At 43.8% G+C, this 14309-nt stretch carries 11 protein-coding genes; 6 read left to right on the forward strand and 5 right to left on the reverse strand.

What is annotated here, in order from left to right:
* Positions 1–99 precede the first annotated feature (99 nt).
* A complete protein-coding gene (locus tag F0231_RS15055) occupies positions 100–1197 on the forward strand; it encodes a substrate-binding domain-containing protein (RefSeq protein ID WP_171760520.1) in 1098 nt (365 codons plus the stop codon).
* The gene (gene luxQ / locus F0231_RS15060) at positions 1197–3758 is read left to right on the forward strand and encodes a quorum-sensing autoinducer 2 sensor kinase/phosphatase LuxQ (protein WP_171760521.1); all 2562 of its coding nucleotides are present in this window, start codon (positions 1197–1199) and stop codon (positions 3756–3758) included. The genes F0231_RS15055 and luxQ overlap by 1 nt, the downstream gene beginning before the upstream one ends.
* A 61-nt stretch (positions 3759–3819) precedes the next feature.
* On the opposite strand, the gene F0231_RS15065 is transcribed toward luxQ, so the two are convergent.
* The 4 genes from F0231_RS15065 to yccS all read right to left on the reverse strand — a co-directional run bounded on the left by F0231_RS15065 (position 3820) and on the right by yccS (position 8128).
* Positions 3820–5079, reverse strand: a complete 1260-nt coding sequence (locus F0231_RS15065) for a hydroxymethylglutaryl-CoA reductase (RefSeq protein ID WP_171760522.1) — start codon at positions 5077–5079, stop codon at positions 3820–3822.
* A gap of 107 nt (positions 5080–5186) precedes the next feature.
* Positions 5187–5468, reverse strand: coding sequence for a hypothetical protein (locus tag F0231_RS15070; RefSeq protein WP_171760523.1), 282 nt, complete (start codon positions 5466–5468; stop codon positions 5187–5189).
* A 54-nt stretch (positions 5469–5522) separates the two neighbouring features.
* Positions 5523–5684: a hypothetical protein gene (locus F0231_RS15075; protein WP_171760524.1), complete on the reverse strand. Its 162-nt coding sequence runs from the start codon at positions 5682–5684 to the stop codon at positions 5523–5525.
* Positions 5685–5941: 257 nt separating this feature from the next.
* On the reverse strand, positions 5942–8128 hold the full coding sequence (gene yccS, locus F0231_RS15080; RefSeq protein WP_171760525.1) for a YccS family putative transporter: 2187 nt from the start codon (positions 8126–8128) through the stop codon (positions 5942–5944).
* 230 nt (positions 8129–8358) lie between these two features.
* Here yccS and helD point away from each other — a divergent pair, with 230 nt between their 5' ends.
* From helD to F0231_RS15100, 4 genes are all read left to right on the forward strand, one after another.
* Positions 8359–10425: a DNA helicase IV gene (gene helD, locus F0231_RS15085; protein ID WP_171760526.1), complete on the forward strand. Its 2067-nt coding sequence runs from the start codon at positions 8359–8361 to the stop codon at positions 10423–10425.
* A 12-nt stretch (positions 10426–10437) separates the two neighbouring features.
* Positions 10438–10758 (forward strand): divalent-cation tolerance protein CutA, encoded by a 321-nt coding sequence (gene cutA, locus F0231_RS15090; protein ID WP_171760527.1) that lies wholly within the window; start codon positions 10438–10440, stop codon positions 10756–10758.
* A 160-nt stretch (positions 10759–10918) separates the two neighbouring features.
* Entirely contained in the window at positions 10919–11758 is an 840-nt protein-coding gene (locus tag F0231_RS15095; protein ID WP_171760528.1) for an isopenicillin N synthase family oxygenase, read from the forward strand.
* Between the two features lie 137 nt (positions 11759–11895).
* Entirely contained in the window at positions 11896–12513 is a 618-nt protein-coding gene (locus F0231_RS15100; protein WP_171760529.1) for a DNA-J related domain-containing protein, read from the forward strand.
* Between the two features lie 68 nt (positions 12514–12581).
* On the opposite strand, the gene F0231_RS15105 is transcribed toward F0231_RS15100, so the two are convergent.
* Positions 12582–14237 carry an ABC-ATPase domain-containing protein gene (locus F0231_RS15105; protein ID WP_171760530.1) on the reverse strand — a complete coding sequence of 552 codons (1656 nt, stop codon included), beginning with the start codon at positions 14235–14237 and terminating at the stop codon, positions 12582–12584.
* Between the last annotated feature and the right edge of the window lie 72 nt (positions 14238–14309).

Consider the following 14309-nt stretch of genomic DNA (forward strand, 5'->3'; position numbering starts at 1 on the left):
ATTCATTCTTATCTCGGTTTATAATATTAGATGAGATTTTATAATATCTTGCGTGTCGTAAAACCATGATCAATATGGTTGGTAAAAGAGAAAAACAGTATGTCGAAAAAGCTACTTCTTTCTATGATCGCTTTGTGTTCATCAACGTCGTTTGCCCACACTACTCAGGTGCTCAATGGTTATTGGCAATATGATGAGTACCTTAATGCGCATCCACACCAAAAGAAGCTCACAGAGCAGCTAAGTGAAGAAGTTCGACGTTATCCGACGCCATTGGTTGCTCAACAAGACAAACCAATCACGATTTCCGTCGTCTACCCAGGTCAGCAAATCTCTGATTACTGGAGCCGAAACATCAAAGCGTTTGAAAATAGATTGGAGAAGCTGGGTATCAGTTACAGCATCAACCAAGTTTTTACGCGCCCAAATGTTGATGTGCGTCAGCAAAGCCTTTCTCTTCTAGAAGCGGTTCAAAATGATTCTGATTACCTGATATTCACTCTCGATACCACAAGACATAGAAAGTTCATTGAGCATGTACTGAGCTCAACCGATACAAAACTGATCCTACAAAACATTACGACGCCAGTTAGAGCATGGGATAACCAACAACCGTTTATGTACGTCGGCTTTGACCACATCAAAGGCACCCGTATTATCGAGCAGTACTACAAAGATACTATAAAGAAAGAGAGTCGTTATTCGGTGCTCTATTTTTCTGAAGGTTACGTAAGTGATGCGCGAGGTGATACGTTTATCGAAGAGATGAGCCATCACGATACTTACAAGCTTTCTTCATCGTTCTATACCAAAGCAACTCGAGACTCGGGCTACCAAGCGGCGAAAATCGCGCTAGAAAAAGATCCAGAGCTTGATTTCATCTATGCCTGTTCCACGGACGTTGCACTCGGCGCGGCTGATGCATTAAAAGAACTTAATCGCACAGATGTAAAACTTAATGGTTGGGGCGGCGGCACAGCTGAACTTGAGGCGATTTCTAATGGCCGACTCAGTGTGACTGCGATGCGAATGAATGACGACACAGGAGTTGCCATGGCTGAAGCGATTAAATGGGATATCGAGGGCCGTGATGTTCCTCATGTTTACTCCGGGGATTTTGAATTGGTGACGTTAAACGATAGCCAAGCCAAAATTGAAAAGCTCAAACAACGTGCGTTCCGATACTCAGACCAGTAATGCAGCGACTTTTCACACGCGGGGCAAAAAACCGACTCGTCACGATACTGACTAGCTCTATCTTTTTAGTGATAGGGGTACTTGTTATCGTGATGGTTTTGCAAAACTACCAAGTTAATCGTGAGGTCGTTTCACAAGAGATCGCACGTACCAAACAGCAAACCCAAAGCCTTGTTCAAGAGATTTTTAACCTTAGGGTTAAGTCGCTTGAGATTCAGCAAGACAGCTACAGTCGAAATCGTATTTTACTTGAGAACCTGCAGACTGAGGATGCTCAAGCGCTCGATCGATTCTTTAATGGCATTGACTTAGCGTCTCCTGAACTTGCGCCTGACTTTCGCTTCATATACAGCGACCATGATCTAATCTGGGATGATGCGAATTTCCAGTTCTATGGCATTTCAAAAGATCAGATACTCCACCTAACCAACGATATGGTGAGCGGGACGGATTGGCACATCTCACAAACGCCTTCAATTATGGGTATGCGTTACCTTATGATGAGACGTACTGCTATCATCGACCTGAGTTCGGGTGAAGTGCAAGGGTACTTGTTTATTGGTGTTGTACTTAATAACAACTTCTCATTAGTCAATGCTATCACAAAAGGGGGCAATGCAGACGAAATACTCTTAGCGGTCGGCTCCCAAGTCATCGCTGCAAGTACAAAAGATCAAGATATCCAGCATATTGAATGGCTAGAGCAAGCATCCATGTCATTGAATGCGAACCGTTATATGGTGTCACGAACAGATCTAACCATTAATAACGTTCCTACATTTTTGTCGGTCTATACCATTCAAAACAACGACCATGTTGTCCAGTTTGTGCGTAGTCACTATTTGTGGATTGCTGTAACCAGTCTTTTGATTTTATCCATTGCGGTTTACTCAAAGCTCTGGGTGGGTAGAAGAGTATCTAAAGAACTTCATAGTCTGATGGCCTACACGGATACATCAATGCAAGAGCAGAAGGTAACACCGTTTGCAGGTTCAAGTATTCAAGAGTTTCATCAAATAGGTCAATCATTTCAACGCTCATTTAAACGTCTAAATGAACAAGAGAAACAGTTTGCTGATTTGTTTAACTTTTCGTTATCGCCAATCACGTTATGGGATGTAGACGGTGAATTAGTCCGATCAAACCCATCAGCGGAAAGAAGTTTTAGAGTCGGCAGTACACAAGAACTTCTGATTAAAAGTTTGAAACCACATATTCTTATGTGTGCTCAAGGGGCAACCCTGACCGGCATCAATACAACGATTGCAAATAAAACGTTCCGTTGGAATCTTTCTCCGATCATGACTGACAGTAGTATTGTGAGAATCATGGCGCAGGGTCAGGATATTACTAGCTTTATTGAAGCTGAAAAGCAGAGTGAAGCAGCGCGTGAAGAAGCAGAAGAGTCAGCACGACTAAGAGCTGACTTCTTAGCGAAAATGAGCCATGAACTCCGTACGCCACTCAATGGTATTTTAGGGGTATCACAACTGCTTAAATCGAAACTCGAAGATCCTATCGATGTTGAGCATATGGAAGTCCTGTGCAATAGCGGTGAACATTTGCTTGCTGTACTCAATGATATACTCGACTTTTCAAAAATTGAACACGGCCGATTCCATATTGAAAACGCAGCATTCCGTCTATCGGAAGTGACGAACACGGTAGAAAAGATCTTTAAGCCACTATGTGATAACAAAGGCGTTGCGTTTAACGTCATAAATGGTATCGACAGTAATAAATGGGTATTCAGCGATCAAGTACGCCTAAATCAGATCATATTTAATCTTGTCAGTAACGCTGTTAAGTTTACCCATCGAGGTGGTGTGAGTGTTACCGTCGACTCCCAATTGCTTGATGACACCACTCATTTGGTGATTGAAGTCGTTGATACCGGTATAGGGATAGACCAGAGCAAACTTAAAGATATCTTTGAACCGTTCGTTCAAGCTGAGTCGACAACAACCAGGGAATATGGTGGCAGCGGCTTAGGCCTTGCGATTGTGCGTAGCCTGGTGTCAATTATGGATGGCGAAATTGAGATCGAGAGTAATGTCGGTAAAGGAACACACTTCGTTGTTAGAGTGCCGATTCAGTTAGGGGCGGATCAACACTTTAGCGCGGAAGATACTGGGCTTCTGGCTGATCCTGCGACGTTGTTTGATGAAAAGCTTCATGTACTATTGGTCGAAGACAACCATACCAACGCCTTTATCGCAAAAGCATTCTGTGAGAAATATGGAATGACAGTGACATGGGTGAAAGATGGAATCAACGCGATTGACTTCCTGAAAAAGGATAACGATATCGCCTTGGTACTAATGGATAATCAGCTGCCTAGTCTGGGTGGTATTGAAGCCACCAAAATTATTCGCCAAGAGCTTGGCTTACAGACACCTATCTATGCGTGTACCGCTGACGGCATGCAAGAGACAAAGCACTCTTTCCTACGTGCGGGCGCGAACTACGTTATCGTAAAACCAATCAAAGAGCGCGCTCTAAATAAAGCTCTCATCCACTTTAAGGATCATTGCTATAAACTTGAAGGTTTGAAAGCTTAAATCGTACCGTCAATACTAAAAGGGCAGCCTGAACTGCCCTTTATCTATTGGAGTGTAACGATTATCTGGCAAGTTTTTGGTGAGCTCGTGAAAAGTGTCCGGCGCAAAATGCACCTACAATCGAAAGCTCACCTGCTAAACAAAGTACAGCTGCCACTTCAGCGAGTGCTTTGGCTTTCCCGTTGCCGTGTAAATTCATCATTTCTAGACAGGCTTGTTGAGTCGGTAAGCTGGTTCCACCGCCTACTGTGCCAACCATTAAGTTAGGTAAAGTGACACTAGCGTATAGACTGCCGTCTGCTTTGACTTCCATACGGGTAATGCCAATTGCAGATTCAGCAACACAGGCGGCATCTTGCCCGCAAGCAATATAAAGTGCCGCTAATGCATTCGCGTAGTGCGCATTCACGCCAATTCCACCACTTAATGCTGCGCCAGTCGTAGTCACTTGACCAAAGCGCGCCATAGATTCTGGCGTAGTATGAAGATACTTCTCAACCAGTTTGCGATCTAAATGAACCTCGGCGGTTACCTTTTTACCACGTACATGTCTTAGAGTGTGCGCGTTAGGCTTTTTATCGCCTGAAAGGTTGCCGTCAAGAAATGCTTCTAACGGCTCAATTGGTGAGGTCTCCAAAATATAATGAAAAACTTCATTGGTGGCGATCGTCACCATATTTTGTCCAGATGCATCCCCAGTATGATATTCAAAGACTAAGTAGACATGGTTGCCTTCGATGTTGACGTTGATATCGTGAAGTTTACCGTGAGATGTTGTGGACTCAGCAATACTCTTAAACTTGTCATATTGCGTGACAATCCAAGCGACAAACTGACCTGCATCTACCAAAGAGTCAAACGCAAATACAGGCGTTCGAGTGACTCCTTCATTAATCAGCATCGCGCTAGCACCACCAGCTGCAGTAATCAGTTGTGAACCACGATTGTATGAAGCGACAAGCGCAGCTTCTGTGGTCGCAAGCGGAACTAAGTAGTCACCTGATGCATTGACGCCATTGATACGCATTGGGCCAGCGACACCAACGGGGAGCTTTACTGTCCCGATGAAGTGTTCAATGTTTTTGTTGTACAGCTCTGCATTTGCAAGCGTTTGCTCGTCAAGCAGTAGCTCTTGATGAATTGGGTTATCTAATTTGGCCCAACGCTTCTCTAGGGTTTTATCAGAGATGTAAGGGCTAGGGGTAAGTCTTAGACTAGGACGGCTGAAATCTGAGCTGAGTTTTTGTTCTAATGTAGAGGCGCAGTGTTCAGGCTGAAGAAAATGCTTAGTATCACGGTGTGAAAGGTTAAGTTTCGGCATTGCAAGTCATAAAATTAAATTTGTCTGCATTTTAGCGTATGAGAGCGGGAACTCAACGCTTGTTTATGGATTGCTACAATTTACTTCGGAGCAAACGAGTCAAATAGTTAAACGTGGATGTCGAGTAAGCTACCGATCATATCCTGATCGCGTTGCATCACGTTTGTACCTATACGACTGTATTGTTGGGACGTATTGAGTTTGTTTAGAGCATCGATTTGTGAAGGAGGGGGAGGCGCTTTAAACTCGACTTGATTAAAGGAGTACGAGTCATCTTTTGGTATCGACAGAGCCTTCTGGCTTTGTTGGATTTCAAGCGCAGCTTCTTCGGCCATCTTAGATGACATATCAATGATTTGATAGCCTGGCTGAACTGATGAAACTGGCATATACACCTCCGCTTAACTATAGCTTAAGTGTTGATGGTTTTTTCGGCAAGTGTGCTACGAAAATAAACTCGCAATCAGTTGCATCTCTTCGTCAGTGACAACGTTAGTTTCAGTTGAATCGAGTTCACTATTAATTTCACCTCTAAGTGTTCTTAACTGCTGAGGTGATAATTTTTTGAGTTGCGACTTCATTAATTCAAATTGTTGTGTGGTCATAACGAGCACCTATACATCAAGTTTGTATGAATAGTATCAGGGTAAGTGACTCATCCATTTGTCGCCTCACACCATCGAATAACGGTATAACAACAATTTTATTTTTGAACGGTTATTTTTTGTCCGAGAATTGTCAAGCACTGTAAGGCGGGCGTGAAGTTTGTATGACGAATCTTATGAAAAGAGGCAGTCCCATAACCAATATATGACTGCCTCTAAATACTATTTCGAGTACGAATGATTTACCTGACGTATTCTCAATTCATTATTGCTGAGCTCTTAGGCTCGCTATGGTCAACTCTGACTGCAAACTTACTCGCCAAAGAATGTAGCTCTGGAAGCATTCGATAGATCAGGTGGAGCTGCTGAAGAACCATTCTAACGGAGCTTTCATCTTCCTCACGCCACTCAGACAATTTCTGTTCTAGACTTGCGTCATCAATTTCGCTGGTATCGCAAATATCGGAGTGTTGATTCAATTGTGCATAGAGTATGTCTAGATGCTGGTGGATCCCTCGATGTGCATCGAGAATAAGTTTGTGCGTTGCTTCATCTGCAATTTGTGTTCTGTGAGCGCCTAAGGCAGAAATATAGCTCAGCAGGGCATGGTTCAACGTCAAAAATCGATAACTTTCGTCTATAGCTGATTGATAGCGCCCAGGCTCAGCCAACATGGTACTTATCGCATTGGTTAGACTGGCATCTTGGTTGTGAGCATGACGACGAGAAATTCGATAACTTAACGTGTCCTTTTTACCGATGCGATATTGGCCAATGATCTGAGCCAAATAGGTTCGATTCGCTGCGATGGCATCGGCCATGACTTTATGTAACCGTTTTGATTGCCAATCGGGTAAGATCAGCGCGACTGCGGCCACAGCCAACGCACAGCCAACGAGAGTGTCGCCTAAACGAGGTAACACAACGGCATACCCTTCACCGAGCTGATTGAAACAGAACAGGACTAAAACGGTGATAAAACCAGTTGCATAGCCGTAATTCGCAAGCCTAAACGCAAAGAACGCAACACCTGAGACCACGATGAATACTAGTTGGCTCTCCTGTGATGGGAAGAACGTTAACAGTGGCACACCGATCAAGAGACCAGCAAATGTGCCAATCACACGAGCAACGAGCTTTTGACGGGTCGCGCTATAGTTAGGCTGACAGACAAATAGGGTGGTAAGCAAAATCCAATACCCTCGCTCGATATCGAAAGCTTGAATGATTCCATAACCCAAGGTTAATGCGATAGACATGCGTATTGCGTGTCTAAACAGCATTGAATCCTTGGTAAAGTTAGAGGCAATTCGGCGCCACATTGCCTTCAATGAGTGTACTTCTGTGTCATCAAGGACATCTTCTTCAAGCTTGTTTGTATCTGGGTTGTTTACATTACTTAACTGTTTCTCGACCGTAGCAAGGTTATTAAATAGGTAACCAAGTTGAGAGATCAATGAGCGCCACTCAGGTCTTTGTTGTTCCTGAAGATAGGTCAGTGAATTTTGTAGTTCATCAAGCGCAATGACTGAATCATCGCTGTGTTTGTATTCCTTACCTAACAGAATAGCTTCTGCAATGTCACGACATGACTGAGCTTGGTTTTCCATAAGGTGCTTGAATCGGAACAAAACGTCAGATCGTTCAAAATGATGTGCCAGCTCTTGATAACGATAATGGGTGGAACTGATGCGTTCATGTATGTCTTGAGCAAGAAAGTAAATGTTTAGAAAACGGTCACTGGCACCATCCACATGTCCACGTTTAGAACGGTTTAAAAAGGTCGATTTACATGCGTTGAGTGCATTTACCGTCGCTGCATTTAAACTCGCTTCTTGAATGCGGTAAGGCTGGGGGGTTAGATCGGAAACGGGGTGGAAAAGCTGGCTTTTTGAATCAAAGTAATTGGCGAGTTGCAGGAACACATTAGCAAGGCTTTGTTGAACTGGCTGCATAGGCCAAAACGCATGCCAAATCATCGATACCAAATAGTACCAAGCTGCACCGGTAAGTAGCATCAAAGGTTGGAACCAAATGTTGATGCTCTCATGAGCACCTAACATGGCATAAATGGCAATCAACAGAGAACCAAATGCAATGCTTGCGTAACGAGGCCCGATTGCGCCCAACATGATAAAGCCGAACGTAGACACAAATAACCCTACAGCGAATGCCCATGGCGTATTGAACAGAAACTCGATGGAAAATGCCGCGATTGCGAAACAGATGAGCGTCAACGTTTGTGATTTGATTCGGCCAGTGAAGCTATCATCACTTTCAGCGAGGGCAGCGGCAATAATGCCAAGAATGAGTGGGATAATGTGCGAATTGAGCTGGAAATACCAAGCAGGTATCACTACACCAAGCAGCGTTACTAAAATAAGCAGGCTGTAGTTGATCGTTTTGTTTGCCCAATAGTGGCGAAGCTGACTAATAGTGTTCACGTAACGTACTTTTACCGATATTTTAGAATAATGTAGCACTTCCTCTATCGTAACGTTCTGATCCAAATAAAGATATATAAGTGTTTGAACAAGGTTTGAACGATATTGCTATTGACAGAATATTTGCGGCAGATAACGGTCACATTGACACAGATTTTTAGCGTAAATCTGTCAAAAGCAAAATCAATTACGTTATGATGCGAGTAAGGGAATTTTAAGGCTTATCAATAATGCAGCTAACCGCAAACAAGACTGCACAGTTTTTTGTTCAACGCGAATACAACCAAGTAGAAGTCACACACGACGCACTTATTCTTAATTCAGAAACGAGTCAAGAAACCATACCGTTCAATGTTTGGAGTGGGCGAGTTAAAGTTAAAAATGGCCTAATCTGGGGCGGTTTACTCTTTTATGCTCACGAAGAAGATGAGCGTGAGCAAGCTTGGCTGGTTCAAGGTTTACCGGCAGATAAGTGCCGTGAATTTGCTCGTTTTGCCATTGCAACGTATCAGCAGTGGCATAAAAAGCAGTGCGAACAGCTCATTCAATACCTTCCTAAGTGGGAAGAGGGGCTTTATCAACTTAAACACCAACCTTCCTTTCTTGCGCATTCTTCGATTGAAGAGTGGCGCAGTGCCGTTATTCAAGATTTTGTTGATATGGATGTCGAAGTGGAAGATGCACTTTTACGTCTACCTGCTCGAATGAGCGCATTACAACCTTGGATTGAACAAACGAGTGTCCAACTATCGATGAGAAATGATGATTGGATGGTCAATGAGCTTGAGAACTGGAATGTACTGTTTTCCCAAATCGAGTCATCGCCTCTGAATCTAAGTCAGAAACAAGCTGTTTTGTTGAATGACGATAACAATCTGGTTCTTGCTGGAGCTGGTTCGGGCAAGACAAGCGTACTGACGGCTCGTGTGGCCTATCTTCTGCAAAGTCATCTTGCACAGCCAGAAGAGATTCTAATGCTCTCGTTTGGTAAAGACGCGAGCAAAGAGATGAAGGAACGTCTCGACACTAAGATCGGAGGCGGTGCCTCTCAAATTAAAGTCAACACATTCCATCAGTTAGGACTGCACATACTCAATCAATCGGAAGGTAGTCAAGTGACGCTGTCACCTCTAGTCAGCGATGATAATCAGAGACACAACTGGTGTATTGATTGGCTTAAGAAGCATTGGATGACACCGACGAATTTCAAACGTTGGCAAAAACACCTCGCTAAGTGGCCGATAGCGTATTTAGCTGGTGATGATGAATTAGGTAGCCACGTTGAGAACCCGAAGCTGATTGGTTGGCTTGAGAAACAAGTTGCTCAGTTGGCGATGTTGGGAAAAAGCAAAAAAGAGATTCAGCAATCTTTGGTTGATAACCATGAGTATACACGCCTCAATAGTGAATTGGCGTTGGTTTGGCCATGTTATCAAGCATGGCAGCAACAGTTGAAAGAGCAGGGTCATATTGACTTTAACTTGATGATTTCTCGTGCTACCCAGTTAGTTAATAAGGGCAAGTTCACATCGCCTTGGCGCTACATTATGATTGATGAGTACCAAGATATCTCTCCTCAAAGGTTGGAGCTCATCGAAGCATTGTGCAAGCGATCAAATGAGAAGGGTTGCGTACTGTTTGCTGTGGGCGATGATTGGCAATCAATTTATCAATTTGCAGGCTCCGATGTCGATCTGACGACCGGATTCTCTGAACGCTTCCCTAACTCGACGACCCATTATTTAGATACAACGTATCGATTTAACAATCAGCTTGGCGCGGTAGCCAATCGATTTGTACAGCAAAACCCAGCTCAGATAGAGAAGACGCTAAACAGTCATAAAGAGCAAAAAGCGAAGGCTGTTACTTTAATTCCTCAGAGCAGTATTGAGAAAGTACTCGATCAGTTAAATCGAAGTGCTAAATCAACACAAACGGTACTGCTGCTTGGGCGCAATCACTACCATAAACCAGAGCTTTTGGCAGATTGGCAGAAAAACTTTGCGTCACTCAATATCGACTTTATGACGTGCCATGCGAGTAAGGGCCGAGAGGCAGACTTTGTCATTATTGTTGGTGTTGATGAAGGTCAGTTCCCAACGAGAGTGAAAGCGCTGCATTTAGATAGCGCGCTAACCAAGTCAGAAGATACCTTCGCACATTCGGAAGAGCGCCGTCTGTTTTATGTCGCACTGACACGAGCGAAAAAGAAGGTTTGGATTGCTTACACGGGCTCAGGTTCTTGTTTTGTTAAAGAGTTAATCAACGACGACTACCCAGTCATCATACAAAAATAGAGAGTGAATGTTATGAGTGGACAGTTTTGTATCACCCTCACGACGACGAATAACGAAGCAAATTGCAAAGCAATCATCAAAGAAGTGTTGGGTCGGGAGTTAGCGGCTTGTATACAAACAATGTCTATTGAAAGTCACTACATGTGGAAAGGTGAACTTTGCACCGATAACGAAACACTACTGATCATGAAAACTAAAAAAGCCTGTTATGCAGAGCTAGAGCATGTCATTGTAGATACCCATAGTTATGAAACCCCTCAAGTCGTACAAATCCCGTTTGTTGAAGGATTCAATCCATACTTATCGTGGATAGAACAGAGTACTCGTTGCTAGGGTATCTGTATCACACAAGTATTTACCGTAATTGTTGAAAGTTAGCGACCTTGCACACTCTTCATGCAAATGAAATGCGTTATTAGCTTATCGTTTGCTTTAGAAAGGTGTGCCACATACAATCAGCGCCTCACTACATAACTATTAAAAAGTATCAGTCATGCAATTGGAAACAGTCGATTATTTAGCAGACAACGCTGCCGAGCAATTTGTTGCGTCTCTTCGTGAGACAGGTTTTGGTGTACTTAAAAACCACCCGATTCCAAAAGAGTTGGTAGAGTCAATCTACGAAAATTGGTACAAATTCTTCACTTCAGAGCGCAAAGAGGAGTTTCATTTCAACGTTGAAACTCAAGACGGTTATTTTCCACCGAGCGTGTCAGAAGTGGCTAAAGGTCACTCAGTAAAAGACATCAAAGAGTATTTCCATGTTTACCCGTGGGGCCAAATTCCAGAGGAACTAAAAGAGCAGATTCTGGATTATTACAACCGTGCGAACGCATTTGCCGAAGAGCTACTAGGTTGGGTTGAAGCTCATGCACCTGTTGAAGTGCAAGAGAAGTTTTCTATCGCACTTTCAGAAATGATCAACGGCAGCCAGAAAACACTGCTTCGCATTTTGCATTACCCACCAATGACTGGTGAAGAAGAGCCTGGCGCAATTCGTGCAGCGGCACACGAAGACATTAACCTGCTTACTGTGCTACCTGCGGCAAACGAGCCTGGTTTACAGGTATTGTCAAAAGAGGGTGACTGGTTAGACGTACCGTGTGATTTCGGTAACCTAATCATCAACATCGGTGATATGTTGCAAGAAGCGTCAGGCGGTTACTTCCCATCGACGACGCACCGCGTGATTAATCCAACAGGTGGTCGCCAAGAGCATTCGCGTATCTCATTGCCGTTGTTCCTTCACCCTAAGCCAGAGGTCGTGCTTTCAGAGCGTCACACTGCTGACAGCTACCTGATGGAACGTCTTCGTGAGTTGGGTGTTATCTAAGTTATAAGAATTGTTTTTAAAGCCGTATTTCGAAAGAAATGCGGCTTTTTTTGTTTTAAACAGCAATTGTGAAAGCGCATTCTCGACAAACGGGCGTTTATGTCGTTTATTAAAAAGAGAACGTTAGAGAGAGGCTTATGGAAGAACATAACGAACTGACTGCTCAATTTCAGCAGTACATGGAAAACCCATTATTGTGGCCAATTTTGGAAGTGTTAAAAAGTCAACCCAGTGGTTGGAAGGTCCATACTCTTGCTTCGCATCTTGGTGAGCTTGGTTTTATTCCAATCCTTGACGATTCTCCTGAGAAAGATCTGTTTAAACGTAACTTTCTTATCATGAACGCACTTTACCAACTGCAAGAGACGCTTTACCCCGATAAGTGGGTACAAGTTGAAGCGATGAATATTGTACTAATGCCGTCTCATCAGGTTGAAGGTCATGCGGTTGATCATCATGATCCTCTAAGAGATTACTACATCCACTGGAAAAACTACGAAGCAGAAGAGGGCGAAGTAAAACGTCTATTGAATGAATTTTGGACGCGCTATCGTGAATTTGTTGGTAGTACCAATGGTAAAGATATGGACAGGGCAAAAGCACTAAGTTTGTTCAAACTTCCTCATGATGCAACGACAGCGGAGATACGTAAAACGTGGCGTAAACTCGCATTGAAGTGGCACCCAGACAGAGAAAATGGCAATAGTGAGCAGTTTCAAGTGTTGTGTGAGGCTTGGCACGTTCTTAGGCATTAATGTTTCAGACGTTGTCTAAATAAAAAAGCGCCATGTAGGCGCTTTTTATGTTTCAAAATAAAGAAGGTTTAATTGACCGCTTTGAACTGTGACTTGCGCATTCTGTTAAGCGCAGCCATTACATCCAGCGTTCTCGGTTTAGCAAGGTCACCTTGAATTGGCATTACCGCTGACCAATCACCTTTGAGTTGTTCGCTAATTTGCTTCGCTGGGTTTTTCGACCAACCTGGCTGTTGTGCTAGAGAGAACCATAACCAACCGATAGCTTGAAGCTCACTGCTTGACTCTAATTGTTCTAACGCACTGAGGTCTGCGAACTCCTTGCCGAAACGCAGTGAATCTTTACCCTTGGCTGAGATTCTAAACTTACCGTCAGCAAGAATCTTCTGTAGTGCTGAGCAGTTAAACTGACGTGGACGGAACGTTTCTAGTTCACTTTCACTTTCGTTTTCACGCTGTGAAGGGTGCTGGGCAATCACTTGCTTCGCTTTTTCCGTTACATCCAGCGCTTGATAATCATGCATTTGAATCACAGTGTTCGCAACATCAAGGTAGTCACCAGAGCCACCCATAACGATGATGGTTGATACGTTTAGGTCATCACGCAGTTGGCCGATACGATCAACGAGAGGAGTAATCGGTTCATCGCCCTTAGAAACTAACGCCTGCATTCGTTCATCACGGATCATAAAGTTAGTTGCTGACGTATCTTCGTCAATCAGCATAGCTTGCGCGCCTGCTTCAATAGACTCTTGTAGCCAAGCTGCTTGAGATGTCGAACCTGAAGCATCTTGCGTCGAAAAGTCAGCAGTATCTTTGCCCATTGGCAGATGGTTGATGTAGTTCGATAGGTTTAAGTTATGAACACAACGTCCATCTTCAGCGCGAATCTTCATCGACTCTTGGTTAGTCACGATTAGCTCACGGCCATCACCAGGAATGTGATCATAGATTGAACGCTCTATGGCATTTAATAACGTAGACTTACCGTGGAAACCACCACCGACAATCAGTGTGATTCCTTTCGGAATACCTAAACCGACAACCTTACCTTGATTTGGAGTATCTAAAGTCACTTCTAGTGAGCTAGGGGCTTTGAATTCAACTGCATCTTTCATCGGTAGGTCGCAGTTACCCGCAATTCGAGGGAGCACAGAACCATTGCCAACGAACGCAATTAAGCCTTTGTCTTCTAGCTGTGCGCGCATAGCAACTTGATCTTCAACCGTTTGGCAGTGCTTAAGCAGAGCTGATTTGTCGAGTTCACGTTCTAGCGTGCAACGGCGAATAAATTTAGGAAGATGGAACGTAAGAATATTGTTCGCCTTCTTGCCCAGAACAGAACGACCTTCAGCAGGTAAATCCATACGGAAGCGTAACTCAATACCTTGGTCAGTGAATAACACTGCGGTGCTGTCTAATACTGTCTGGCCAGTCAGTGCGATACTGATACTTTGCTCTTGTTTCGCGAACTCAGCAAAACTACGCGCAATAAAATCGCGTGCCGCAATCTGGTAAGCCGTGGATTGCTCGCGGATCCAAGCTAATCCTGTTACGGACCAAGGGCGTATCGCTCTCACGCGTGAAGCAGAGGCATAAGGGTCACCTTGAACGTAGTCAATATGGAAGGTGTAGTCACCGAAGTCATACTGACCCTTAATCTGCTGATAAGCACGGTAGTTCTGTTTTTCGATTTTTTTTAAGGTGGCAGTAAGTTGATCCATATTGATTTCATTTGCTTAGAACAAGAAAGGCGAGGATTATAGAAACCGCTCGCCGTAGAGTAAAGGGATAAC

It is taken from the genome of Vibrio sp. RE86, assembly GCF_013114545.1.
Classification (GTDB): Bacteria; Pseudomonadota; Gammaproteobacteria; order Enterobacterales; family Vibrionaceae; genus Vibrio.